The sequence below is a fragment of the Lysinibacillus sp. NPDC097195 genome, assembly GCF_044762075.1.
In the GTDB taxonomy this organism is placed as follows: Bacteria; Bacillota; Bacilli; order Bacillales_A; family Planococcaceae; genus Lysinibacillus.
Genome location: NZ_JBIWDP010000001.1, coordinates 1,069,884 through 1,095,956 on the forward strand (window position 1 = coordinate 1,069,884; position 26,073 = coordinate 1,095,956).

General features: G+C 36.5%; 28 protein-coding genes and 1 other annotated feature. Of the genes, 15 read left to right on the forward strand and 13 right to left on the reverse strand.

Annotated features, from left to right (window positions below):
* The first annotated feature begins 225 nt into the window (after positions 1-225).
* The 3 genes from ACIQXI_RS05525 to ACIQXI_RS05535 all read left to right on the forward strand — a co-directional run bounded on the left by ACIQXI_RS05525 (position 226) and on the right by ACIQXI_RS05535 (position 2,276).
* On the forward strand, positions 226-951 hold the full coding sequence (locus tag ACIQXI_RS05525; protein WP_402922383.1) for an amino acid ABC transporter permease: 726 nt from the start codon (positions 226-228) through the stop codon (positions 949-951).
* 12 nt (positions 952-963) lie between these two features.
* Positions 964-1,695 carry an amino acid ABC transporter ATP-binding protein gene (locus ACIQXI_RS05530; RefSeq protein WP_402922385.1) on the forward strand — a complete coding sequence of 244 codons (732 nt, stop codon included), beginning with the start codon at positions 964-966 and terminating at the stop codon, positions 1,693-1,695.
* A gap of 383 nt (positions 1,696-2,078) precedes the next feature.
* Positions 2,079-2,276: a DUF6501 family protein gene (locus ACIQXI_RS05535; RefSeq protein ID WP_054611904.1), complete on the forward strand. Its 198-nt coding sequence runs from the start codon at positions 2,079-2,081 to the stop codon at positions 2,274-2,276.
* A 67-nt stretch (positions 2,277-2,343) separates the two neighbouring features.
* Here the strand turns inward: ACIQXI_RS05535 and ACIQXI_RS05540 are convergent, their stop codons facing one another.
* From ACIQXI_RS05540 to ACIQXI_RS05555, 4 genes are all read right to left on the reverse strand, one after another.
* The gene (locus ACIQXI_RS05540) at positions 2,344-3,417 is read right to left on the reverse strand and encodes a toxic anion resistance protein (protein WP_402922387.1); all 1,074 of its coding nucleotides are present in this window, start codon (positions 3,415-3,417) and stop codon (positions 2,344-2,346) included.
* Positions 3,414-4,064 (reverse strand): 5-bromo-4-chloroindolyl phosphate hydrolysis family protein, encoded by a 651-nt coding sequence (locus ACIQXI_RS05545; protein ID WP_402922389.1) that lies wholly within the window; start codon positions 4,062-4,064, stop codon positions 3,414-3,416. Before ACIQXI_RS05545 ends, ACIQXI_RS05540 begins: the two co-directional genes overlap by 4 nt.
* A gap of 253 nt (positions 4,065-4,317) precedes the next feature.
* Positions 4,318-4,599, reverse strand: coding sequence for an acylphosphatase (locus tag ACIQXI_RS05550; RefSeq protein WP_402922390.1), 282 nt, complete (start codon positions 4,597-4,599; stop codon positions 4,318-4,320).
* Between the two features lie 41 nt (positions 4,600-4,640).
* On the reverse strand, positions 4,641-6,368 hold the full coding sequence (locus ACIQXI_RS05555; protein ID WP_402922391.1) for a methyl-accepting chemotaxis protein: 1,728 nt from the start codon (positions 6,366-6,368) through the stop codon (positions 4,641-4,643).
* A 125-nt stretch (positions 6,369-6,493) separates the two neighbouring features.
* Between ACIQXI_RS05555 and ACIQXI_RS05560 the strand changes: the two genes are divergently transcribed.
* From ACIQXI_RS05560 to ACIQXI_RS05570, 3 genes are all read left to right on the forward strand, one after another.
* A complete protein-coding gene (locus ACIQXI_RS05560; RefSeq protein WP_402922393.1) occupies positions 6,494-6,775 on the forward strand; it encodes a DUF1033 family protein in 282 nt (93 codons plus the stop codon).
* Between the two features lie 219 nt (positions 6,776-6,994).
* The gene (locus ACIQXI_RS05565; RefSeq protein ID WP_004230088.1) at positions 6,995-7,195 is read left to right on the forward strand and encodes a cold-shock protein; all 201 of its coding nucleotides are present in this window, start codon (positions 6,995-6,997) and stop codon (positions 7,193-7,195) included.
* Between the two features lie 204 nt (positions 7,196-7,399).
* A complete protein-coding gene (locus ACIQXI_RS05570) occupies positions 7,400-7,879 on the forward strand; it encodes a YkvA family protein (RefSeq protein ID WP_402922395.1) in 480 nt (159 codons plus the stop codon).
* A 111-nt stretch (positions 7,880-7,990) separates the two neighbouring features.
* Here ACIQXI_RS05570 and ACIQXI_RS05575 read toward each other — a convergent pair whose 3' ends face one another.
* From ACIQXI_RS05575 to ACIQXI_RS05600, 6 genes are all read right to left on the reverse strand, one after another.
* The gene (locus tag ACIQXI_RS05575) at positions 7,991-8,272 is read right to left on the reverse strand and encodes a hypothetical protein (protein WP_402922397.1); all 282 of its coding nucleotides are present in this window, start codon (positions 8,270-8,272) and stop codon (positions 7,991-7,993) included.
* 10 nt (positions 8,273-8,282) lie between these two features.
* Positions 8,283-8,672 (reverse strand): SHOCT-like domain-containing protein, encoded by a 390-nt coding sequence (locus tag ACIQXI_RS05580; RefSeq protein ID WP_402922399.1) that lies wholly within the window; start codon positions 8,670-8,672, stop codon positions 8,283-8,285.
* Between the two features lie 12 nt (positions 8,673-8,684).
* Positions 8,685-9,050 carry a DUF2089 domain-containing protein gene (locus ACIQXI_RS05585; RefSeq protein WP_402922401.1) on the reverse strand — a complete coding sequence of 122 codons (366 nt, stop codon included), beginning with the start codon at positions 9,048-9,050 and terminating at the stop codon, positions 8,685-8,687.
* Positions 9,051-9,379: 329 nt separating this feature from the next.
* Positions 9,380-10,210, reverse strand: coding sequence for a S1C family serine protease (locus ACIQXI_RS05590; protein WP_402922403.1), 831 nt, complete (start codon positions 10,208-10,210; stop codon positions 9,380-9,382).
* Positions 10,211-10,268: 58 nt separating this feature from the next.
* Positions 10,269-10,880, reverse strand: coding sequence for a hypothetical protein (locus ACIQXI_RS05595; RefSeq protein WP_402922404.1), 612 nt, complete (start codon positions 10,878-10,880; stop codon positions 10,269-10,271).
* A 59-nt stretch (positions 10,881-10,939) separates the two neighbouring features.
* Entirely contained in the window at positions 10,940-11,935 is a 996-nt protein-coding gene (locus ACIQXI_RS05600; RefSeq protein ID WP_402922406.1) for a S66 family peptidase, read from the reverse strand.
* A 228-nt stretch (positions 11,936-12,163) separates the two neighbouring features.
* Between ACIQXI_RS05600 and ACIQXI_RS05605 the strand changes: the two genes are divergently transcribed.
* Entirely contained in the window at positions 12,164-12,634 is a 471-nt protein-coding gene (locus tag ACIQXI_RS05605) for a DinB family protein (RefSeq protein ID WP_402922408.1), read from the forward strand.
* 54 nt (positions 12,635-12,688) lie between these two features.
* On the opposite strand, the gene ACIQXI_RS05610 is transcribed toward ACIQXI_RS05605, so the two are convergent.
* Together ACIQXI_RS05610 and ACIQXI_RS05615 are read right to left on the reverse strand one after the other, a co-directional pair.
* Positions 12,689-13,072 (reverse strand): hypothetical protein, encoded by a 384-nt coding sequence (locus ACIQXI_RS05610; protein ID WP_402922410.1) that lies wholly within the window; start codon positions 13,070-13,072, stop codon positions 12,689-12,691.
* Between the two features lie 81 nt (positions 13,073-13,153).
* Positions 13,154-14,758 (reverse strand): ABC-F family ATP-binding cassette domain-containing protein, encoded by a 1,605-nt coding sequence (locus ACIQXI_RS05615; protein WP_402922412.1) that lies wholly within the window; start codon positions 14,756-14,758, stop codon positions 13,154-13,156.
* A 228-nt stretch (positions 14,759-14,986) separates the two neighbouring features.
* Positions 14,987-15,203 (forward strand) — a binding site (T-box leader).
* 43 nt (positions 15,204-15,246) lie between these two features.
* On the opposite strand from ACIQXI_RS05615, the gene argS reads away from it, so the two are divergent.
* The 4 genes from argS to recQ all read left to right on the forward strand — a co-directional run bounded on the left by argS (position 15,247) and on the right by recQ (position 21,370).
* A complete protein-coding gene (gene argS / locus ACIQXI_RS05620) occupies positions 15,247-16,917 on the forward strand; it encodes an arginine--tRNA ligase (protein ID WP_402922414.1) in 1,671 nt (556 codons plus the stop codon).
* Positions 16,918-17,084: 167 nt separating this feature from the next.
* A complete protein-coding gene (locus ACIQXI_RS05625) occupies positions 17,085-18,269 on the forward strand; it encodes an MFS transporter (RefSeq protein WP_402922416.1) in 1,185 nt (394 codons plus the stop codon).
* Between the two features lie 211 nt (positions 18,270-18,480).
* Entirely contained in the window at positions 18,481-19,584 is a 1,104-nt protein-coding gene (locus ACIQXI_RS05630; protein WP_402922418.1) for a TcaA NTF2-like domain-containing protein, read from the forward strand.
* Positions 19,585-19,591: 7 nt separating this feature from the next.
* The gene (gene recQ / locus ACIQXI_RS05635; protein WP_402922420.1) at positions 19,592-21,370 is read left to right on the forward strand and encodes a DNA helicase RecQ; all 1,779 of its coding nucleotides are present in this window, start codon (positions 19,592-19,594) and stop codon (positions 21,368-21,370) included.
* A gap of 61 nt (positions 21,371-21,431) precedes the next feature.
* Here the strand turns inward: recQ and msrA are convergent, their stop codons facing one another.
* Positions 21,432-21,953 (reverse strand): peptide-methionine (S)-S-oxide reductase MsrA, encoded by a 522-nt coding sequence (gene msrA / locus ACIQXI_RS05640; RefSeq protein ID WP_402922422.1) that lies wholly within the window; start codon positions 21,951-21,953, stop codon positions 21,432-21,434.
* A gap of 173 nt (positions 21,954-22,126) precedes the next feature.
* Between msrA and ACIQXI_RS05645 the strand changes: the two genes are divergently transcribed.
* The 4 genes from ACIQXI_RS05645 to ACIQXI_RS05660 all read left to right on the forward strand — a co-directional run bounded on the left by ACIQXI_RS05645 (position 22,127) and on the right by ACIQXI_RS05660 (position 26,058).
* Positions 22,127-23,077 carry an LCP family protein gene (locus ACIQXI_RS05645; RefSeq protein WP_402922424.1) on the forward strand — a complete coding sequence of 317 codons (951 nt, stop codon included), beginning with the start codon at positions 22,127-22,129 and terminating at the stop codon, positions 23,075-23,077.
* 63 nt (positions 23,078-23,140) lie between these two features.
* Positions 23,141-24,337 carry an AI-2E family transporter gene (locus tag ACIQXI_RS05650; RefSeq protein WP_402922425.1) on the forward strand — a complete coding sequence of 399 codons (1,197 nt, stop codon included), beginning with the start codon at positions 23,141-23,143 and terminating at the stop codon, positions 24,335-24,337.
* A gap of 121 nt (positions 24,338-24,458) precedes the next feature.
* Entirely contained in the window at positions 24,459-25,013 is a 555-nt protein-coding gene (locus ACIQXI_RS05655; RefSeq protein ID WP_402922427.1) for a MarR family winged helix-turn-helix transcriptional regulator, read from the forward strand.
* Between the two features lie 34 nt (positions 25,014-25,047).
* The gene (locus ACIQXI_RS05660) at positions 25,048-26,058 is read left to right on the forward strand and encodes a serine hydrolase domain-containing protein (protein ID WP_402922429.1); all 1,011 of its coding nucleotides are present in this window, start codon (positions 25,048-25,050) and stop codon (positions 26,056-26,058) included.
* The last annotated feature ends 15 nt before the right edge of the window (positions 26,059-26,073 follow it).

Genomic DNA, 26,073 nt, shown 5'->3' on the forward strand with positions numbered 1-26,073 from the left:
ACGAGTATGCTATTTTTTCGTATCTAAGTATTGTTAAAAATATGGTTGGAGTTGAGTGCAGCCTCTATAGTAAAAATTCGTTAATTCAGTGAGGAAATCAATGTGAATAACGCATGTCTAAGAAGTATGTCACATAATTTGAACAAAGCTAAAAATTCAAATGAAGAGATGATTTCGCTAAGACATAATTGATATCAAGCAACAAACGTTGTTAGGAGGAACATCATGAGTTTTGATTGGATCATTTCGATTATAGAAAACAACTGGCAAATGTTTTTACGGGGTACGTATTATACATTACTTATTTCCATAATTAGTACAATTATTGGTGCATTCATCGGATTTTTTATTGGGATTATGCATACCATTCCAGTTCGTAAAAAAGGTATAAAATATTATGGATTAAAATGTATAAATTTTATACTGACTTGTTATGTTGAATTTTTCCGTGGTACACCAATGATTGTACAAGCAATGGTAGTATATTACGGACTAGATATTGCTTTTGGCATCGATATGCACTTTATTACAGCTGGGATTTTAGTCGTCTCGCTTAATACGGGAGCTTATATGGCAGAGATCGTACGCGGTGGGATTGTGTCAGTCGATAAAGGTCAATACGAAGCTGCTTCAGCCATTGGTATGGGACATGTACAAATTATGATGAATGTTGTATTACCACAAGTGGCACGCAATGTTTTACCTGCTACAGGTAACCAATTGATTATGAATATTAAAGATACGGCTGTCTTAAACGTGATAGGGGTAACGGAATTATACTTCCAAACAAAATCGATTGCAGGGAATAACTTCCGCTATTTCGAATCTTTCTTTGTAGCTTGTGTGCTTTACTTTATTATGACATTTACGGCATCAAGAATTTTACTTTATGTTGAAAAACGTCTTGATGGACCGGATGCTTACCAAAAAGAACTGAAAGAAATTGATTAGGGGGACGAACAAATGGCAGTCATTCAAATTGAACATTTAAGTAAATCATTTGGACGTAACCAAGTGTTAAAAGATGTGAATTTTAAAGTGGACAAGGGAGAAGTAGTTTGTTTAATCGGGTCATCAGGCTCCGGAAAATCTACACTTCTACGTTGTATCAATTTACTTGAAATACCAAGTGGCGGAGAAATTATTTATAAAGGGGAAAATATTTTAGACGAAAAGCATAATATTCAAGCTTATCGTACTCATTTAGGTATGGTTTTCCAACAGTTTAATTTGTTTAATAATCATAATGTCTTGAAAAATTGTACTGTAGGTCAAGTAAAAGTATTAAAACGTTCGAAAGAAGAAGCAGAGAAAACAGCTTTGAAGTATCTTAAAATTGTCGGCATGGATCAATACGTCAATGCAAAGCCTCGACAACTTTCTGGTGGTCAAAAGCAACGTGTTGCAATTGCCCGCGCGTTATCGATGAATCCAGATGTGATGTTATTCGATGAACCAACATCCGCACTAGATCCTGAAATGGTTGGGGAAGTATTAAAAGTAATGCGTCAGCTAGCCAATGAAGGAAATACAATGCTAATTGTTACGCATGAAATGGAGTTTGCCAAAGAAGTGGCAGATCGTGTTGTGTTTATGGATAAGGGCGTAATTGTAGAAGAGGGGCCACCTTCAAAGGTGTTAGTAAACCCAGAACACGAGCGGACAAAAGAGTTTTTAAAACGAACGCTGAAATAAATTCAGCGTTCGTTTGTCTTCAAGTATTCATTCACTATCGTTGTTCTCCGTTTGTGCAAGGATCATCCTAGCCAGAGCTTAGAATACCCTCAACGGATAATCAACAGTATTAGAACATTATATTTATTTTCTGGAATTCCACTCTGCATATAAAATAAAGCAAATTGCGAACGCAACTGCGATGATAAAAAACCATTGTGGTACACCACCGAAACTCATAATAACACCTCGAATATAGATTTTAATAATAGGAAATAGGTAAACAATTCGTTATTAAGGACAAAATATAGACTTCTATAGTTTTTTCTCCACAAAAGAGCTAAAATCGTATAAAATAAACAATAGACATTAGCTTTGGGCTAGTAAAGAGAGGTAGAGAAATTATGTTACATTTAAAATGGAAAGATGCACCAACACTTCGCACCGTTACGTGCAAACATACGAACGCATCAAAATATTTAGTATCAAACGTATTAACAGTTGGAAAAGAATATGAAGTGAAAAATGAAACAGAAGAGTTCATTTTCATCATTGATAACACTGGTAATGTCGGTGGATATTACAAAGAATATTTTGCTTAAAAATGATAAAGGGGTGTCTCACAGTATTGCTGAGACACCCCTTTGATTATTTTAGCGACCCAGTCGTTTATTCCATTGTTTTTGGTCTTTTCATTTCAGCTACATCGTGTTGTAAATGTTGTTTTTCCTGTTCTGTGGCTGTATGTAAGGCAAAAACATCCTGTATGGCCATTTTAAGCTCATGTTGTGTTTCTTTAAATTTGGAAACTTGTTGTTCGAAAGATGGGTTCGTAAATCGTTCATTCGTACGTGTTAGTCGTTCCTCTAGCTGAGCATAATGTTGGTCCATATTCATTGACAACATCATGGCCAATTGATTTTTCCAAAGTGGAATAAGTGTCACGATGGAAAACTCAATTTTTTCAGCAAGCGTTTGATTAGCCTGTTGAATCATCCGTATCTGGGGTGCTGTTTGTAATGCAACTTGCTGTGAAACTTGTAAATCATAAATACGTTGATCGAGCCGTTCGAGCTGTGCTACAAAATCATTGAGCTGCTGGATAGCTAATGGCTGTTTAGTCGATTGAGCGATATCGAGCTTTTTAGCTAATTCTATTTCAATAGCTTGCTGTTTTTTCATCTGACCTGCCGCGATGGCAGTAGCAAGTTCTTCGAAGAAGCCTCTATTATGTGAGTATAGTTGCTCAAGCAATTCCACATCTCGAATAAGTTGCAACTGTGCCCGTTCGAGTTGCACGCCAATTCGTTCGACTTGAATACTAATACGCTCGAACTCCGTTAACGTTTGTTTCACGCTAGGACTGGTTTTACCGAACATTTTTTTGAAGAAGGAAGGTTTCTTTGGCTCTAAGGCAGCAGGGTCCACTCGATCTAATGTTTGCATTAAAGAATCAAGCATTTGGCCAATTTTCGTGACATCTCTATCTTTCACTTGCGCCAGCATTCGATCTGCAAATTGAGAGACAGCACACTGTGAATCTTGGCCCAATGTTAAAACCGATTCAAAATTTGTTAAGTCAATTTGACTAGCATATAAAAGTGCGCGACTTTGGGCAAGTGGAGTAAGTGTCTCATATGTGGCCATCGCTTCAGCAGTCGATGATTGTAAATAATTTTCTACTAATGGTGAAACACCCGGTAACGATTGTAATGGAACAATCGCATCTCTGTTAGCTGTCATTTATCATCGCCTCGCCATCCCAGTTGTTCCTTTCTTTTCATATTGGAACGATTCGCAAATTCGATTTCCATTTGAAGATGATCGATATCATTCGCTAGCGCATCTTTTAAATCAATTTGAAATGTAGCGTTTAAATCCGTTAATGTTTCACGTGTTTTAGATAGGGTGACTTGAATTTCTTTATCCTTAACGGGCTGTTTTGACAGCATTGTATATTTATCAGTCAATTCAACGGCAGAAGGAAGGTGTGCATAAAAAAATGGCTCCACATTGTAAAACTTTCGCGGATCAGTTTTAACAATTTTTACGATATTTTTTGAAATACGTGTCATTTCAAGTAATTGTTTAAAAGCAGAGACAGAACGGACACGTAAATAGTTTTGACTCAATGTTTGAATATGTTTGTTTGCTGTAAAAAGCTGGGATTCGATATGTTTAAACTCTTCCTTTGTAATACCTGCTATATGCATAACTTTCCTTTTCTGATTATGCTTTAACACCGCTGTACTTGTTGCATACGTTCCAGCAAACAATAAACCACCAAGGAAGAATCCTGGATTTGCTGCAATGGCTGCGATAGAAACAGTTGATAGCGAAATGAAAAGGCTTGCGGTATGTCTAGAGAAAAACTGTCCGATACTGAGCATAGTTTCTTCCTCCTTGCTTTGCAATATGTCTTCTTTCTAATACGATTAAATCGACATAAAGTTTCAATAATAATTATCGGCTTCTATTAATTTTACTGCTGTTTGCTTCGTTTCTCAATGAATATACTCCAAACTTGTCTAATGATGTACCAGTACCTTTATAGTATGTTCGTTTTCTAAAAGGACCATTACCAATTGACCGTCCATTTTAGTTTTTGTTGCGCGGGAAAGACGTAGAAAAAAGAAGCCAGACCTAAACAATGTCCGACTCCATACGTACATAACCTTTTAAATCGTCAAATAGTTCTATGGCAAATGAATTAGAATCTGCCTGTGGGCTAACACCTTTTTGAACAAAAAGAAGAAATTCATCGATTGCTTTTTTTTGACCTTCTACTTCCACTTCGATTTGCTCTTGTGCATTTAACTTGCAATAACCTTTTAAACCAAGTTCAATCGCTTTTTGCTTAATAAAAAAACGATAGCCTGTTCCATAGACATCTCCGAAAAATTTTATCAGCGCTCTTTTGTTCACGCTAAAACCTCCCAATAGTAGAAGAGGATAGTCCCTCCACCTTACTGCATCACACGTTCTTTTTCCAAATACGTAATTAAATTGTTAATATAAAATAGCACACGTTTAGAGGCTTCATCAACCTCTTGTAAATAAGCGTCTGCTTTTTCAATTTGACCTGCTTTAAAGGCTTCCGCAGCTAGCTTGGCTGAATTGTGCACACGTACGTGGTAATCATCTAATTCACGATAATCTTGTAAATGGCCAAAACGTTCCACTGTGCGAGAAGCTGTATACCATTTTCCTAAACGGCATTCCGTATGGGAAGATACATCATTTGGTTGGACGTCTTCTAAACCAAGGAACATATTATAAATGCGCCATTTCCATAAAATATGGTCAGCTTTCGATAATTGTAAGAGTGCAATTGAAGAAAGCTGGACATTATTATTTGCAATGATGTCATGACGGAAGCGATTAATCTCTTTACCTAATAAATGAATATCGCTTGAAGTATTCGTACTATACTCGCGAATATCTTCTTGAAGGCTAGATATTTCAATCATTCTAGTAGATACTTCGTCAATTGCAGCTGCTTGTTCCTGTGAGATAGCAGCAGTATTTGTCACATCTAAATTAATGCCTTCAATCGCAGTTACTATGGCATTTAACAGTGGTAACGATTCTTTAGCTTCTATTGTTGCCTCTTGAATAATGGACGTTGTTTCTGCAATAGAGTGCGACACCTCATTAGAATAACTTTTCAGATGATGCACATTTGACGACACCTCGCTTAGAGCAGAAACTGTGCCTTCCGCTAGCTTACGCACTTCTTGCGCGACAACAGCAAACCCTTTGCCATGTTCACCTGCACGTGCGGCTTCAATGGATGCATTTAAAGCTAGTAGGTTTGTTTGATCGGCAATTTGATTAATCAATGTTACAACCTGTTCTATATCATTTACACGCTTTTGTAATTCTGTAAACGAATCAACGATTGTCGCAAAAGTTTGCTCCGTTTTGAAAATTTCAGATAATGCATGCTCAATGGCATTTTTTCCTTTTACGGCATGGTCAACAGATTCAGTAGTTTTTTCAGAAATATGAGAAGACATGCGCGCTACTTCGTTTATGGAAGCGGCAATTTGCTCTGTTGCAGCTGTAGAAGATTGGATTTCTTCATTTTGTTTGTCTAAACTAAATACTAAATCTTTCATGTACATAATTTTTGCATTGGCATCCATTAGAGAAGAGATTTCCGACACAACGTTTTCAATAATACGTTCTGTCAATACTTCAACAAGTAATTCCTGGTCTACATTGACCGCCGATTGAAAAGATTTCATATAGTCAAAAGCTTTATGTGGTTTTAAACCAAAATTATGTAAAATATAGGTCGTAATATAAAAGGCAAATTGGTTAAATACAACAATTAGTTTACCGGGTTCGTAGTGGTTTTTTCGAAACAAATTAAAAAATTTTACGGTTTCATCCACATAGGCATCATCACGAGTGGCTAAGAAAAATTGCGTTAAATATTGATGTATATTCTCTTCACTTATTGTTTGTTGAGAGGAAGGTGAAATTTCTGTTAAATAATGTTTAAAAATGGCGTTAATAGAAGGCGTAATATCTTTTAATTTGGAATAGAGGGCTTTTAAGTTTTCTTCATCATGTGAAGTAAAGTGATTAAAAGCCAAAGTCTTATGGAAGCGACCTGTTGCATGTAAATTAGTACCGCGCTGTAACAGTTCTTCTAGCTCGGCCTTAGGTCGAATACTTGAAAACATAAAAAATACCTCCAAAAATAATGAATAATAAGGTAATAATAGCATATAGCAGGGTGTTTTAATAGACATTTCAGGAGCGTTTGCTAAAATTAGAATATCTTATTACAGCAAGGAATGTGGCAAATATGTATACAATACTTTACATGAAAGCTGATTATGAGCCTTGGTGGAAATTTGAAGGCTGGGAAGCTTTTATTCAAACGAAAGAAACGTTTGACACAAAAGAACAATTTGAACAAGCATTACAACGGAAATTGAACCATTTCCGATCAGCATATGAACATGAAGCAAGTAAAGAAGGGGGATATTGGGCTTTTTGGTCAGAAGATGAAAGTTTTTATTGTGAGGCTTGTGATGATGATGCCCAAGTATATCATGGCATAATGGCTTTTGAAGGGAAGAGTTAAATAAATTTTCAAATTAATTAAAAAAACAATTTTCTTTATTTGACAAAATTATGAATGGTGGTATACTTAACTTAACAATTTAATTGCTTCACCGGTAACAAGGATTCACATATTACAAAAAGTGATCGCGTTAGTTCGGTACTCTTTGTAATATGTGAATTTTTTTACGTTGAAGAAATTACATATTGTTCACTTTTATTTTTTTGGAGGTTTTTTTACATGAAACAAGGTACAGTAAAATGGTTTAACTCAGAAAAAGGTTTTGGATTCATCGAAGTTGAAGGTGAAAACGATGTATTCGTACACTTCTCAGCTATCCAAGGCGAAGGTTTCAAAACACTTGACGAAGGTCAAAAAGTGGAATTCGAAGTTGTAGATGGCAACCGCGGACCACAAGCTGCTAACGTAACTAAACTTTAATTCTCAGTAATTAAAATTACTTTCGTTAAAAAAAAGCACCCTATTTTCTTAGGGTGCTTTTTTTGTATGGCTTTTGAGCTAGTTTTATTATAATAAGAGTAGTTTTTTACAATTGATATTTCTTTTGATCATATATTTAATGACTTAGCGGGTTAATTTATTGCTTTTTGGGTAATAGGTATAGAGAGCGAAGGAGGAAGAGCGATGGAAAACGACGAACAACAATTGAATGAGCAGGAGCAAAAAGATTTTTATCAAAAATTACGCCAAAAATTAGTTGATTTTCTTGCCTCCAAAACAGGGAAGAAGCATAAATACGCTGATTATTTGTTATTTGTACCTGATATATTTCATTTATTAATTAAAATCGCATCAGATCCTGCGATTGACTCGAAAAGTAAATCATTAATTGGTGCTACAATTGCCTATTTCATTTTCCCAATGGACTTTTTACCTGAAGGAATATTTGGTTTTGGAGGCTTTCTTGACGATTTATTATTGGCCACATTTGTACTTAATTTAATGATTAATAAATGGGGTGCAACAGTGATTGAGAAACATTGGACAGGGGATAAGAAATTGCTCGAAGTTTTACAGAATATTACTGAAACGAGCAATCAGTTATTGCAAAATATCCCTGTAAAATCAATTTTCACAAAATATGTACGCAATAAATCAAAATAATTTTATTATGTTAACTTGAATGGTGAGAAACAATGAACAATCCCTACTTAACTATAAAGTAGGGATTGTTGAATAGCTATAATATTTATCATCAAAGTGGGCAGTTGTGAATTATAGTTTAACCTTAACTTCTGTTCCGTCTTGTGCTTTCACATCGACAAGTACAATTCCCTTATAGGTTTTCAGTTCATTCACAATAGGTTGGAGCGTTTTTTTCTCAATACGGGGGATGGAAAAGTCTATTTTTTTTCTTTCGAAGTGCTCTTTTGTCCATTTGTTCGCCATTTGTTGCACAAACTTTGAACATAAAATCGAAATAGCTATATTTAAAAATACATATGGAACGGGTATCGTAAAATATACGCCTTTTGTCTTTACTTTAACTTGCATCATAAGCAAATCTCTATTCTATAATCACTGAAACGGTATCACCGTTCGCAGATTTAATATCAACAATTTGGCCATCTAGTTCATTTTCAATGGCTTCAATAATGAGGTTGATATCGATATCTTTCACGTATTTTTCCGATTGTGGAATGCTCGCAGCAATACTGTGTCCAGCCATTAACACGACTTTGACAAGTTTGATTGGCAAATTCACCGTAACATTATCATTTTCAGCTGATACTACGCGGATTTTTAATGTCTTATCTAAATACTGCGTTGTTTTTTCTAACGAAATATTGGCTGTTTCTTCTTTATCTTTTAATGCTTGAATCAGTTCAGATCCTTTATCTGCATCAATTTTTCCTTCTTGAATCATCGTTAACACTCTTGAAATTTCATCTTTCATTTTTAGTTCCTCCTATTCCTCTTTTAAAATTTTTATGGCTTCTTCTGGCGTAATTTCGCCATTTTCCAGCATCGTAACAATTTTTTTCTCATCTACTTCGTGTTTCTTTTTTTGCACATAGCCAAGGGCAGAAATAATTTCTGTTAATTTTCCTCGAACTGTTGGATAGGATATGCCAAGTTCCTTTTCAACTTCCTTAATATTCCCTCTACAAGTTAAAAATACTTCCACAAAATGAAGCTGATCCTTTGATAACGAAGCTAATTTGGATAATTCAAATTCATTTTCAATCGTCGTGTGACAATGAGCACAATGAAGCTTTGTAATTTTTAAAGTTTTACTACATACAGGACAATTCGTAATTACTTGATACGCCATAATTTAGTTCCTTTCTTTTATTTAAATTGATTATACAATAAGGAATTAATAAAATAAACAATAAAACTTAATTATTTTAATTGCGATTTTAAAAATATTAATTTTTAAATAAATAAAATTAATTTCAGGTTAGGAGACGATTGCGTTGATTTCTTGTATGATCGTTTAGCAATCGCTCGTTATTAAGTAATGCAGCTGCTTCCTCGTTTAACTAAAAGCAAGCCCAACCACTATGGAAAGTGGAGGGCTTATATATTGTTAAGCGTAAGATAAACGTTAAAGGCTTCAAGCACAGTCAATCACTTCTTATAAGTGAGCAGTTTGCAAATTTATTGTGAGGGTACATGGATGAATGGCTGTATATTTTTTTGTAAAACAGATACAGGTATAAACAAGCCTACTCGTCCATACGGTTCCTTTTTCATTGTGGCAAAAATAATGCCGATTACTTCTCCGTCGCTATTTAGAACAGGGCTACCACTATTGCCTTTGTAGACAGGAGCTTGCATCATCATAACGGGCTCTTGCCAACCTTCAAGTTTGGTTGCTTGTAGGAATGTCCCTTCATTTGCAATACCGGTAAAGGCTAGTGGATTACCTATGAAATAAAGAGCATCATCTTCTTGATAAGTAGGGTTATGTGCAAGGTTTAACGAGGGAAGATTAGTCCCTTTAACTTGTAGAAGTGCTAAATCAACCTCAGGAAAGCTTTCAAGTAATTGAGCCTCCATTAGCCCTTGCTCAGGGAAGACGACTGATAATGATAGCGCGTTCTCAACAACATGGGCATTTGTTACAATAAGACCTTCAGATGAAATAGCAAAGCCTGTCCCCTTACTAGATCCGGTTGATATCTCAACAATTGCTTTTTTATAGGTTTGAATATCTTCTTGAGCAGATAATCGACTCGAAACCTTAATAAATTCTATAGCAGGTATGGAGTATATTTGAAAAATAAGTGCAAACGTATTAAAAAATAGTACCAATGCCATACACCACATAATCCACTTAAATAGAGGTTTTTGTTTTTTCGGCTTTTGACCATTGAGACGTCGTGCACGTTCCTCGGCAAGCGCTTTTTGTTGTTCAGCAAGTACAAGTTCAATGAATTCTTCTTCTGTTAATGCTTCTTCAGTCGAGTGCTTATGTATATCGCTCATAATAGCTCCCCCCATCCTTCAGAAAAAAGGCGCCAAATAAGACGCCTGTTTCTACAATTTATTCGATTTTTTGTAGTGTGGACGTAATAATAAATGATGTTTGATTCGTTGTTACCATTTCGTCTTTTATCTGGATAAGGCCCATACCTTTGGCAAAATATTTAGTCGTCGTGATGGTGTCTGTTATTTTACGAATCTCCATGACATCGTGGAAAGTATTATATTCAGTTGTGATTGAAGCTGTTGTCGAAAGAATTTCCCAGCCATTAAAACGACTACCAACTTTCAAAGGTAGTTGTAGAATCGTTTCAATAACTGGAAACATGGCTATTTCTTGTGCTGACGGTAAGGTAGGTGTTTCATCGACTGCCTCCATATAGACAAGTTCGATAGCAGCGTTCGTCATCCGATAGACTTTTAACAATGTGACACCACCATTGTTTTCAATTTGTGCAATTGACGATTCATCGATGTAAGTTGTCTGAAGTGTGTAACTAGCAAATTCATTACCTTCTCCTTGAAAATAGGCAGTGGAGCCATCCGGTGGAAAATAGGCAGCGAGAATACTAATTAATTGGCTCGTAGTTGCTTGTTGTTGTTCGGTTTGCGTTGGTGTACTACAACCAGCAAGAATGATTGCTAGAGAAAATACGAAGCAGATTCGTTTCATAACCAGCTCCTTTAGCAATTTTCTTTAAGTATACGTGAATAGAAGATTAGATACGAATATTAAGAGAACCAGTTTTCTAAAAATATGATACGCTGATTTGTTGCATCTACTTGGACACGTAAACCAAGTGGCATTGCGTGCAATGGATGCGTATGGCAACAATCTACATCAGCTAAAATGGGTATAGCTAGCCCATCTAATTGCTCTAAAAGAACATCATAAGGTTTTCGTCCAGTTCCTAAATCATCGTATTGCTCATGTTTGCCTAAAATGATTGCAGCGGCTTTGTCGAAGAAGCCATGTAGTTTCAGCATGGCGAAGTTTTTTTCCACTATCGCAATGGATTTAGATGTGTCTTCTAACAGTAAAATATCTCCTTGTTTAATTTGCGGAAAGTAGGGGGTACCGATAAAGCCATACATCGTATTAATATTTCCACCGATTAAGCGACCTTCTGCACGCCCCTGTTGAACGGTTATCCAAGCATTGTCATGTTGCGTTTTTTCAGCTGTCTTTTCAAGCCAATTCAAGCGGTCGTCCGTCCACATAGGGGGTAGTGACATTTCATATGGAATGGCCACGGATTGCATAAAAAGATCTTTAAAATATTGTTCCGTGTCATGGACGAAAGGTGGATATTCACCAAATGTGGATGCTACAGAAGGGCCATAAAATACTGGAATGCCAGTCTTTGCATAGATGGCAAGTAAAATAGCTGTGACATCTGATAAGCCTACAATCATTTTAGGGGATTGTTGAATCGCAGCATAATCTATATAAGGCAACATACTGTTTGCATTCGTGCCACCCATAGTTGGTAAAATCATTTTGACTGTCGGGTCACGCAATAGTTCGTTCAGCTCTTGGGCGCGCTCTTTTGGTGTCCCAGAACGATACGTATCATGCTTGCCCGTAAGTGAACCTTCTTTTATTGTTAAGCCAAGTGCTTGTAATCGTGCTTTGCCACGCTCATATCGAGCTCGTGCAATAATGGAAGCGGGTTTTGAAGGCGAGTAAATACCAATTGTATCGCCTTTTTTTAATGGGGAAAACATACAATACCTCTTTCTATTAATGTTGTAGCCCATTATACATGAGTAGAGAAAAATAGGGGTGAACGAGAAAACTTGGTGAAAGAGATGTTACAACTAACGAAAATATAGAACTTTATTAGAATAGTAAAATTAAAATAATATTTTTATGTAAACTTAATTCAGCAAGCTTGCGATACATTGAGGAATTGTCTATGATAATGAAGAGTTACAAAATGGGGGGACGATTATATGTATCGACAAGTAGATGATTTTTTAAATGAATGGACAATTGCAGCAAATGGCACTGTTCAAGTACTGAAAGCAATGACAGATGAAACGTTAAGCCAAAGTATTGTAGAAGGTCATAATTCACTTGGCTGGTTAGGCTGGCATTTAGTAGGAGCGGCAGGCTATTTTAGTTATTTAGCAGGTTTAACGGTGCCAATGATCCGTCAAGAAGATCCAGTTCCAGCAAGTGCTGCTGAAATCGTAGCCACTTATGAAAAAACAGCAAACAGTATTAAAGAGGAAGCAGCAAAGCTTTCAAAGGAAGACTTATTGGTGGAAGTGAAAGGTTTTAATGGACCTATCACGCGAGGCGCATTATTACGTGCACTAATCGATCATCAAACACATCACCGTGGTCAAATGACCGTGTTATTACGTCAAGCAGGTTTAGCTGTACCAGGTGTCTTAGGACCAACAAAAGAAATGCAATAATTGTAACAGACGGCAAATACGCAAAGTATTTGCCGTTTTTCAATATTAAAATGACTACTTGATGACTTTCTTTTCAAAAAAATCCTCTGGAAATAAATCATCTTCATCAATCTCAACATCTGGACAACGTGTAAAAACTGACTTAAACGTATCATTATCGATAAGGTAATCAATTAGTTGATAAATTCGCTCTCGACTTGCGATATCTATTAAAACCATGTCACTTGCCGAAAAGTAGGCGCCTTCCATATTTTCACCTGTTTCTTTATAGCGCTCTGTCAAAGATATGACGTTTTGATAAGTGAAAAAACTTGCCAAATATTTAGAGCGATTAGGGAAAGTTACAATGACATCAAGGTTAGTATTTTCGATGTCCCATTCACCTTCAGACCAATTTTCTGCTTCAATCCATATATGCATATAGCTATTATGTTTCATTTATTACGCTCCATTGCTCTAAAACATAAATAACTCCCCCAAGCGAGTGGGGGAGTGGAATCAGAGTTGTTTAAAGATGGATTATTTTAAGCCTTGGCTATCTTTCCACTCTAAAAACTCATCATATGTTAATTGTTTATCTAAAATTGAACCATCTTCACGAATTTCGATGACACGGTTGGCAATCGTTTGGATGAACTGATGGTCATGCGATGTGAAAATCATAGCACCTTTGAAGCGGATTAACCCTTCATTTAGTGCTTGAATTGACTCAAGGTCAAGGTGGTTCGTTGGTTCATCAAGTAAAATAACATTAGCTGTTGCTAACATCATTTTTGACAACATACAACGCACTTTTTCTCCCCCTGATAAGACAGAAGGGGATTTTTTTACTTCTTCACCAGAGAATAGCATACGACCTAAGAAACCACGAAGGAAGCTTTCTGTTTCGTCATCAGGTGAGTATTGACGAAGCCATTCTACTAATGATTTTTCTGAGCCTTCGAAGTATTTATCATGATCATTTTCGAAGTAGCTTTGAGAAGTTGTCACACCCCATTTAAATGTACCAGCATCTGCTTCTTTTTCTTCCATAAGGATATCAAGAAGTGCTGTTTTTGCCATAGGGCTACCTAGTAATACGATTTTATCGTCTTTATTCATTGAGAAGCGAATATCTTTAAATAATGTTTGCCCATCTTGACTCGCGGTTAAACCATCAACAGTTAAGACATCATTACCGATTTCACGGCCGATTTGGAAGTTGATAAATGGATATTTACGGCTAGATGGTTTAATATCATCAAGCTCAATTTTATCCAACATTTTTTTACGTGATGTTGCTTGTTTTGACTTTGATGCATTGGCAGAGAAACGAGCAATAAACGCTTGTAATTCTTTAATTTTCTCTTCTTTTTTCGAATTTTGGTCTTGCGCCATTTTTTGCGCTAACTGAGAAGATTCATACCAGAAATCATAGTTACCCACATATAATTGGATTTTAGAGAAATCAAGATCCGCAATATGCGTACATACTTTGTTCAAGAAGTGACGGTCATGGGATACAACGATGACTGTGTTTTCAAAGTTAATTAAAAATTCTTCTAACCATTGAATTGCTTTTAAGTCAAGGTGGTTGGTAGGCTCATCCAGTAATAGAACATCTGGTTGACCGAATAAAGCTTGTGCTAATAATACTTTGACTTTGTCAGAACCTTCAAGGTCACCCATTAACATATAGTGAAGGTCATCTGAGATGCCTAAACCGTTTAATAGTGTTGCAGCTTCTGATTCAGCTTCCCAACCGTTTAGCTCTGCAAATTCACCTTCTAATTCAGCAGCACGCATGCCGTCTTCATCAGAAAAATCTTCTTTTGCATAAATTGCATCTTTTTCATTTTTTACGTCATATAGGCGTTTGTTACCCATAATAACGGTATCAAGCACTGTATGCTCGTCGTATTCAAAGTGGTTTTGTTTAAGGACAGATAAACGTTCGTCCTTACCCATAGAAACATTTCCTTCTTGTGCTTCAATCTCACCAGAAAGAATTTTTAGGAATGTTGATTTTCCTGCACCATTTGCCCCGATTAAACCGTAGCAATTCCCCGGTGTGAATTTTATATTTACGTCTTCAAATAGTTTACGATCGCCATAGCGAAGACCTACATTACTTACTTGAATCATGCAAGTTCCTCCTTTTTTCACAATGGCTCTAGTATATCATGAAATATGTTCCATAGTCTATAAACATTATGACAGCAACGTTTTCAGTCAATAGTCCGCCTATCTTATAGAGCAATTTCTATGACTACCACTTCCTGTTCCTATTAAAATTTGACTTAAAGCCTAATATTTTAGGCATAGTTGACTTTGAAGATGGGATAATGTAAGATATTGCAAAATTGAAAAATGTTACATTCTAAGAAAAAGACAGTAATTCATTTTGTGCTGCCAAGCGAGTTAGGGACGGTGTGAGCCTAATGCAGAACATTTGAATGAAACGCACTTTGGAGAAGTTTCCCGAACAATTAGTAGGGATTACCGGGGCGTCACCCCGTTATCAATTGAAAGTGGTCATAATAATGGCAACTAGAGTGGTACCACGGGAATCTATGCTCTCGTCTCTTATGGAGACGGGAGCTTTTTTTATTGTTGAAAAGGAGGAAATCAAGATGAATGTAGAAATTGCAACAAGCTTAGCTAAAGCGTTAAATCAACAAGTAGAAGTAACTGAAATGGCAACATTACTAGAAAAACCTAAACATGCAGATGTAGGTGATTTGGCACTACCATGTTTTAAGTTAGCGAAAATACTTGGGAAATCTCCTCAAACAATCGCAGCTGAAATTGAAAAGAACTTGAAGTGTGACATGATACAGTCAGTTACCATCGTAGGAGGGTATGTGAATTTATTTTTCAATCAATCACTTATCACACAACAAGTATTAAAAAAGATTAGGAAAGAACAACGTTTATATGGCACGAATTTAACTAACAAAGGCAATGTGGTGTTCGATTTTTCTTCACCTAATATTGCCAAGCCCTTTTCCATGGGGCATTTACGCTCAACGGTCATCGGCAATGCGCTCGCTAATCTTGCCGAGAAAAATGGCTATCATGCCATTCGTATTAACCATTTAGGGGATTGGGGAACGCAGTTTGGGAAATTAATTGTTGCCTATAAATTATGGGGACAACAGCAAACCATCGCAGCTGCACCGATTGAGGAATTGTTGAAAATCTACGTGAAGTTCCATGAAGAAGCTGAGCAAGACACTTCGTTAATTGAGCAAGCACGTGCTGCATTTAAAGCGCTAGAAGATAAGGATGAAGAAGCGCTTGCACTTTGGCACTGGTTTAGAGAAGTATCTTTAGATGAATTTAAAGCACTGTATCAGTTGCTTGGCATTCATTTTGATGCATACGATGGGGAAGCTTTCTATAATGATAAAATGCAAACGGTTGTAGATGAATTACAAGATAAAGGTTTGCTGACACTTTCTGATGGTGCGTATGTTGTAGAATTAGAAAATATGCCCCCTTGTATTATAAAGAAAACTGATGGTGCGACATTATATGCTACACGTGATTTAGCAGCAGCATTATATCGTATTAAGCATTATCATCCTGAAAAAATATTCTATATTGTAGGACATGAACAAACGCTGCATTTCCAACAGTTATTTAGTGTGCTAGAGAAAATGGGCTATGACTGGGCACAAAATTTACGTCATGTAGCATTTGGGATGATTCTAAAAGATGGAAAGAAAATGTCAACGCGTAAAGGGAAAATTGTCTTACTACATGATGTGTTGACTGAAGCAATCGAAACTGCAAAACATAATATTGAGATGAAAAATCCTCAATTACAAAATAAAGAGGAAGTTGCAAAGCAGGTCGGGGTAGGGGCCGTGATTTTTAATGATTTAAAAAATGACCGCTTACATGATATCGACTTTTCCATTGAGCAAATGCTGCATTTTGAAGGAGAGACCGGACCCTATATTCAATATACGTATGCACGCATTCACTCTATTTTAGCAAAAGCTGATGTCCAATTTGATGAGACGTTTTATCCTTTAGGAGAGCAAGCATGGCAAGTTATTTTATTACTAGACCAATTCCCAAATGTGGTTGCCAGTGCGTATGAACAAGCGGATCCGTCATTAGTGGCTAAGTTTGCTTTACAATTAGCCCGCCATTTCAACAAATATTATGCCAACAATAAAATTTTAGTAAATGATGCTATGCAAAATAGTCGTGTAACATTATGTCAATGTGTGGCCATAGTTTTACAAGAATCGTTAGCATTATTAGGTATTAGCGCACCTGAAAATATGTAAAAATGTATAGCCTTTGATTAACCAAAATAATGATTAGATTACCATAATATTGACGTTAAACAGAAAAAATGGTAAAAATAAATAAGAAATCAGATGTCTGACAACACTCTTGGTCCTTAAAGTTGGAAAAGACAGAGAATAGATTACCATGCAGAAAGGTACTAATCATGATGAAAAATAACCGATGGACGACTACGACGGTTTTCGTTGTTGTCAGTATTTTTTTCGTTGCTCTTAATATGCGACCAGCAGTAACAGCAATTGGTCCACTGTTTAACGTGTTAATGGAGTCACTTCATGTTTCAAATTTGCAAATGAGTTTATTAACATCTATTCCAGTGTTTTGTATGGGGCTCTTTGCACCAATGGCCGTTCCATTACAAAAACGTCTTGGTACGAAGTCTGCTATTGCATTGTTATTAGCGATCATTATGGTAGCGAATGGGTTACGCTCGTTGAAAGCAAGTTATATATTGCTCGTTGCAACGAGTTTTGCAGCAGGCTTTGCCATTGCTATTATCGGGCCAATGTTAAACGCATTTATTAAGGAAAAATTCCCGAAACGATTTACGACAGTGGTTGGCATATATTCTTTTGGTATCGGAACAGGTGCAACATTAAGTGCCGCCTTAACTGTGTCTTTTTATAATGGCTTTCAGCAAAACTGGACGATTGCCCTTGGAAGTTGGGCACTACTTGCAGCATTGGCCCTTTTACTGTGGTTGCTAGTCATTGACAACAAGGAAGTTAAACTTGTTGAACAAAGGACCGAACAATCGAAGGAAGTGGCACGTAATCCATGGAGAAATGCTCGAGCTTGGACAATATTAGTTTATTTTGGCTTACAAACTTCGCTGTTTTTTTCGATGATGTCATGGCTCACGCCTATGCTTCAGGATAAAGGTATGTCCCTCGTTGCTGCAAGCACGATGCTCACTTTTTTATCCATCGTGCAAATGATAGGCAATATTGTGGTACCTATTCTAATGGAGAAATGGTCCAATCGTATACGTTGGCTACTTTCTTTAGGAATACTAGGGGTTATCGGTTTTGCGCTTTTATCGGTTGGCACAGGAGTAGTGTTGTGGATTGCTGTATTAGTTATCGGGGTTGTGCTAAGTGGCTTGTTTCCAATCGGTTTATTATTACCATTGGATGAAGCCCGTAATCATGCCGAAGCCAATAGCTGGTCATCGATGGTACTGTCAGGTGGTTTTATGATGAGTGCCGTAATTCCCACGTTGATTGGTTATTGCTATGATATAACCGGCAATCATGCATACACTTATGCAATATTTCTAGCTCTAATGATTGCTATAATTGGGACGACACTTGTGTTAAAGAAAAGCTAATAAGATGAACAGGGCATGCTGATGAGAGTAGCATGTCTTTTTTATTTGGTATATGAAATATTTGAAATTCGTTCTTAATAGGAAAGTCGATTTTTCTAAACTTATTATCTCTCTTTAACCAAATAATATTATTATGTAAACTTGAAACGAATACTATCCTTGTTTATGATAGAATAGGAAAGAAGTTAAGATAGAAAGTACTGGTGAATGTATGCGAAATAAGATGCTAATCGTTGGAGCGGCAACCTTTTTATTAACAGGCTGTAGTGATCCAACAGTGGCAGATATGTTTAACAAGGACAATGCTGACGTGAAAACGGAGAAGTCTGTAGTGAAGCAGGAGGAAAAGCTTGTGCCAGAAGTGAAGGTTGTTGGGGAAAATGCAATCGGGGCTGGCATCATTGTGAAAAAGGAGCCCTCGATGCTTTATATTGTCACGAATGGAGCACTCGTTGCATCAAAGCCAACGGCACTTGTGCAATTTAGTAATGACAAACTAGTTGAAGCTGAAGTCCGCTATATGTCGACAGCTTATAATATTGCTGTGCTACAAGTGCAGTATAAAGCTGATGTCAATGTACCAAGCGTTTATAATGGGAAATTAGATGACTTAGCAGTGTATATCGATGGCTTACCACACACAATCAAAAAATATACGGACAAAGTAGCAGCTTATTATATAGATGCAGAGCAAGCCTTACCTCCAGGTAGTCCTGTGATGGAAGCGGAGAATGGTCAAATCGTAGGCATTTATTTTAATCGTCAGCAACAAGGCGTTGCACAGCCATACATATTGCCATTGCAGGATATTGACACATTACTAGATGAATGGATTACCGACGGCATGAAAGCAAAAGATCGTTTATCCCAATCAAAAAATCTCTATGCCTACAGTGAAGAAGGAGATAAAGAAGCGGTACAACAAGCTATTAAGAAATATGGTAAGAATGTTTTTGCTTATAATGCAGATGAAGTGAAACTATTTATTGACACCTTTCATGAGCATTTAAAAGCAGCTGTTGCCATTAACGATGCAAGCGTAATGAAGACGGTTACTGGGGCAGAAGATTTGCAGCATACGTTGGATGAGATGGTAGCCTATTATGCTTCTAAGCAAGCCAAAATCCATTTTTCAAATACTACAATAAAACGTATAGAGAAAGTTGGACAAAATATAGTTGTGCGCGCAAAAACGGAATATGTGCTAACCAATTCAGCAGGACAAGAGGCGTTAGCCAATTCCATCATGACTTATGAAATATTTAAAAATGATCAAGGCGAATACAAATTAATTCGTCTTATAGCAGAGGAGTGAGAAAAAAATGGAGCAAGCAAGACAAATGCTACAGCACCACTTTGGCTATGATTCGTTTCGGAATGGACAAGCCCAAATTATTGAGCAAACGTTAAGTGGCCAATCAAGTCTTTGTGTCATGCCGACGGGTGGTGGTAAATCGATTTGCTATCAGATTCCAGCCTTAATGCTTGATGGTTTAACGATTGTTATCTCACCGCTAATTTCACTAATGCAGGATCAAGTTGAATCGTTGCGAGCAGCCAATATTCCAGCAGCTTATATTAACAGTACGTTATCAGCGCAAGAAGTAGATGAAACAATGCAACTTGCAAGTGCAGGTTATTTAAAGCTGTTATATATTGCTCCTGAACGATTAGAAAGTGCATCCTTTTTACAGGCATTGTCACAGCTATATGTGCCATTACTAGCAGTTGATGAGGCACATTGTATTTCTCAGTGGGGTCATGATTTTCGCCCAAGTTATCGTGCCATTCAAAAACTGTTTACTTTATGGCCACAAAAGCCAACAGTGCTTGCATTAACTGCTACTGCAACGCCTGCAGTTTGCGAAGATATTCGTCAATTATTAACAATAGATGAAAAAGCAACACTCATTACAGGCTTTGAACGAGAAAACTTAGCTTTTACAGTACTAATCGGTGAAAATAAAGAACGATATATTAAAAATTATATCGAAAAAAATAATACAGAAGTCGGCATTATTTATGCGGCGACACGTAAATCAGTTGATGGATTGTATGACATACTGGCACGTGCAGGTGTTTCTGTTGCAAAATATCATGCAGGATTATCCGAAGATTTGCGTGTGTCTGAGCAGGAGCGTTTTTTAAAGGATGAAGCGCGTATTATGATTGCCACCAATGCATTCGGCATGGGTATTGATAAAAGTAATGTTCGCTTTGTTATACATTATCAAATGCCACGTAATATGGAGAGCTACTATCAAGAAGCAGGTCGTGCAGGGCGTGATGGCTTACCTAGTGCCTGTATATTGCTTTATGCTTCAGGTGATGTTCAAACCCAGCGTTTTTTAATCGAACAAACGCGCGATGAAGCCCGTATTGCACAAGAATTGGAAAAATTACAAACGATGGTCGATTATTGCCATACAGAAGGCTGCCTCCAAAATGCGATTTTAACGTATTTTGGTGAACAAGCAGGCGAACCGTGTCATCGTTGCAGTAATTGTAATGATAATCGGGAAGTAAAAGATGTTACAGAAGATGCACAGAAAGTATTGGCTTGTGTTGTACGCATGGGGCAAAAATTCGGTAAAACAATGGTGGCTCAAGTTTTAATTGGCTCTAAAAATCAAAAGGTACAGGAATTTGGTTTTGCTAAGCTTTCTACTTACGGCATTCTAAAAGGCCAATCCTCAAAAGAAGTGTCAAATTTTATAGAGTTTTTAATTGCGGAAGGTTTACTGGCAGTGAAGCACGGGACGTTTCCTACCATCTATGTATCAGAGGGAGGAAGGGCCGTATTGTTAGGCAGTCGCACTGTAATGCGTAAAGAAGCGGTTACTGTGCGTGTACTCACAAACAATGATCCTTTATTTGAACATTTACGATTATTACGGAAGGAAATTGCAGACGAAGAAAAAGTACCACCATTCGTGGTGTTCTCGGATAAAACATTGCGTGAACTATGTGATAAAAAACCTCTTGAGCTTGAGGGGTTAAGAACAATAAGTGGTATCGGTGAAGTGAAATTTGAGAAATATGGCCAGCGTTTCTTTGAGGCAATGCAGTCATTTAACCTAGCGTCAAACATAAATGAGTAATGAAAAAAGAATCCATTGTGTAAAAAACACACAATGGATTCTTTTTTGTTGGTAAGTAGCCTTATTTCTTCCAATGTTCTGCAATAAATTCATCGCGGCCAGAAATAGCACGATCTTGCTCGTAATGATCTGTTTCTTTCTTATAATAATCTTGATGGTAATCTTCTGCAGGATAAAAGTGTTGAGCATCACGAATAATGGTTACAATAGGTTTATCGAAGCGACCACTGTTCGCAAGTTTTTCTTTGGATGCCTCCGCAATTCTTTTTTGCTCGTCTGAATATGTAAAAATGGCGGTTGCATAGGATTCACCTCTGTCATGAAACTGACCAAAAGCATCTGTCGGATCGATTTGCATCCAATAAATATCTAGTAACTGCTCATAGCTAAATATCGAAGAGTCAAATTCAATTTCTACAACTTCTAAATGGCCAGAGTTGCCCTTTTTAACATCTTCATATGTTGGGTTTTCTAAATGACCACCCATATAACCAGATGTGACCTTATGTATACCGTCCCATTCTACAAATGGCTTCACCATACACCAAAAACAGCCACCTGCAAATGTTGCTTTTTCAATCATGTTCATCATCCTTTCTTTTGTGAAAATATTATAGCATTATTTTGCTCATTACTGGCAATTAGGGTGTAAAATAGCGAATAGAGAACTGTTGATAAGGAAACGAAGTAAAAAATGAAACTTTCCTTACTAGCAATCGTTACATTAACTATAAAAAAATAGAGGAGTTATTTGTTATGGAAGAGCAAGAGTATACAAGACGGTCGCAACGGCCAAAAAAGCGTCGCTTGCGTAAAGGGAGAGCATTATTTACGTTCTTATTACTCTGTGTCATTGTCATTGTCGGCTATAGTGTGATGCAGTATCGTAGTGGTTTACAATTAGCATCTGACACGAAAGTAGCCCAAGAGGATTTTAATGGAGACGAAGTAAAGAACGATATTGAAAATTATTTACTTTTAGGAATTGATACACGTGGAGAAGAGAAATCACGTACAGATACAATGATGGTATTATCTTGGAATAAGAAAACGAATGATGTTAAGCTCGTGTCATTTATGCGAGACATTTATGCGGACATCCCTGGCTATCAATCCTACAAACTAAACACTGCCTACTATTTAGGTGGCGTTCAGTTATTAAAAGATACATTAAGTAATATGTTCGGATTACCGATCCATCATTATGCACTCGTAGATTTTAAAAATTTTGAATCACTTGTTGATATTTTAGCGCCAAATGGTGTGGAAATAGATGTAGAAAAGGATATGTCTGAAAAAATTGGTGTAACGCTTACAAAGGGTACACACAAGCTGAATGGTCAGGAATTGCTTGGCTATGCTCGGTTCCGCCATGATGCAGAAGGTGATTTCGGCCGTGTAGCTCGTCAGCAAAAAGTAATTGAAGCTTTAAAAAATGAAATATTAGCACCTCAAAACGTGATGAATTTACCAAAATTCATCGGAGCGGCTCAAGGCTATATTACAACCGATTATTCATCGGCAGGTGAGATTAAGCAAGTGTTGAAAATGGTATCAAAAGGGAAAGTCACTATTGAAAAAGCGACAGTACCGATTGAAGGCAGTTATGATTTCCAAAACTTTAGTCATGCAGGCTCTGCCATTGTAATTGATGAAGAGAAAAATAAAGCGTTTTTAAGTGAATTTTTAGGTATTTCATTAGAGTGATATTTCGCAAAAGCCAACATTATCCTGTAAAATAAAGGTGAGCATTTGGATTGGGGTGTCAATATGAGAGAACAAAGACCAAGGGAGCATTCAAACTTTTTTTCAACGAAGTTTATCCGCTTTTTAGGTGGTAAAAATTTATTATTTACGTTACTTATTTTATTATTACTTGCATGTGTGATTTTCATGTTTGGAAAAGTTTCCTTCATATTTACCCCACTACAAGTATTATTTGAAGTTGTTATTTTACCAGGAGTGCTTGCTGTAATAGGTTATTATTTATTACGTCCATTATTAAGCATACTGGAAAAGTGGCGTATTCCAAGAGCATGGGGCATTTTAATTTTATATATTGGTGTGATTGGCGTTATTACGTTACTCGTCGTGCTAGTATATCCGTTTTTACGTGATCAATTTACCAATTTAGCACAAGAATTCCCCGTCTATTTTATGGCTTTAACAGAAAAAATAGTGGAATACTTGAATAACTCTCGTATTAATGAGTACTTAGCCAATATTGAAAACTATGAAAAAGTTGTGACGAATTTTACAACGGATATCATTGAAACCGTAAAAGATACAGCGGCAAACTTAGCACAAGGTGTTGCGACTGGTATAACAGGATTTGTATCTACTTTAACGGGCATTATTTTGTCACTCGTGACCGTGCCGTTTATTTTATTTTATTTACTAAAAGATGGAGAAAAACTGCCGAAATTCGTTATGAAAATTTGCCCACCGCGCATGCGTACGGGTTTACACGATGTCTTACATGATATGGACAAACAAATTAGTTCTTATATTCAAGGGCAAATATTAGTTTCCATGTGTATTGGAGCCATGGTGACGATTGGCTTCCTAATAATCGGTATGAAATATGCATTGTTACTCGGCTTTTTAGCAATGATTACAAGTGTCGTCCCATATTTAGGACCGGTTATCGCGATTACACCAGCAGCCATTATTGCGCTAGTAACTTCTCCATTTATGCTTGTCAAACTAGCCATCGTTTGGACAGTCGTACAGTTGATTGAAGGGAAATTTATTTCTCCACAAATTATGGGGAAATCATTAAGCATCCATCCGGTCTCCATTATTTTTGTATTATTAACAGCAGGTTCACTATTCGGTGTACCAGGTGTTATTTTAGGGATTCCAGGCTATGCGATTTTTAAAGTTCTCGTGACACATTTATTCAAGTTATTTAAGAAACGCTACAATCGCTATGAAGATGAAGAAGTGCAAAAATATGACGTGTAATATAAAAAAGCTACAGCGAAAGCAGTAGCTTTTTTTGTTGTGCGTGATTAAATGCACATAAAGACAATATATTGACTAAATTCCATTTTAGACAGTATAATGACTAAAAAGGAGGAATTAAATGGATATTTACAAAGACCTATTTTTAATGCAGCAAACATATGCTACTTTATTTTCGTTATCCAATAAAATTCAAGTCAAAGGCGACAAATACCTTGAAATTTTAACATCAAGACAATATATGGCTATGCTTGCAATTGCTCATCTACCAGAGGATGAAACGACTTTAAATAATATTGCTAGAAAATTAGGGACCACAAAGCAAAGTGCTAAACAACTGATTTCTATAATTGAAAAAAAAGGCTATGTCCAGATCGTTGCTAGTCAAAAGGATAAGCGTGCGGTGAATATAAAAATTACAAAAACTGGAGAACAGGCATTGCTTGTTGTTTCAGAGAAAGGCGTCTACCTGTTAGAAGAACTTTTTCAAAAGTTTTCAACAGAAGAACTGGAAACAATGTGGTATCTTTTAAAAAAACTATATCGTTTTGATGGTGAAGAACAAGATGGATTTGAAGAAGATGTAAATTTACCGCTGGATGAAGACCATACCCAATTACAATCGAGCGTTTTGAAAGAATTTGAATTACGAAGAATGAACGCGATAAAAAAATGAAACGAAGTTGGTCCATATAAGGAGGTACATTATTATGTTTGAAATAAATGAAGAAACAGTACGCTTAATTAATAAGACCTGTAGAGGGAAAACTCATTTAAAACTAACAATTGGATATTTAATTGATAATAATGCTGTGATAAAAGTTTTTAATGAAAATGGCGAACTCGAACCATCAACAAAATATCATTATGAAATTGGTTCAATTACAAAGACTTTTACTACATCATTACTATCAAAATATGTATTTGAAAACAAGGTTTCACTTAGCGATTCAATCCAAGTGTATGTTGAACAACTTCAGGGTACTGGGTATTATCCAACATTGCTTCGTCTTGCAACTCATTCCTCTGGCTATGGAGCAAGTTTGCCATTAAACAATTGGCAATATCTTAATCTATTTTTAGATCTGATTAAGGGGAGCGGTGATATAAATAAGAATAATCCATTAAGTATGGATTTAAACAAGATGAAACAGTTAATGGAACAACATAAACTGAAAGTTAAGGATTATCCATGGAAATACTCAAATTTCGGTATTGCACTAATTGGCTATGTATTAGGGAAAGTATCAGGTAAAGGGTACTGGAACACAATGAATGATTATCTTCAGCATGAACTCGGACTTAACAATACTTATTTAGGGACATCTGCAAATAATTTAGTAGGTTATGATAGAAAAAACAATGATTGTGGCAATTGGCAATGGAATGAGGACAATCTTATATCACCTGCAGGGGCAATAAGTTCAACCGCTGAAGATTTACTTCAATATGCAAAAATTATTATAAATGAGACACAACCATATTTGCCACTAAGTTATAAACAACACGGCGCGGGAAATAAAAAGTATGATATGGGTCTTGGATGGTGGCTTTTAAAAAACAATCCTCATGTTATTTTGCATGGAGGGGGAACAGGTTGCTTTAGTACATTTTTAGTCATTGATAAAGAAAAGAAAGCGGCTGCTGTTGTTTTAGCCAATTACAGATTAGGGAAAAATGCTGACGAAAAAATTGGTATTTCATTATTAGAAAACTTATAAAAATTAAACAAATTC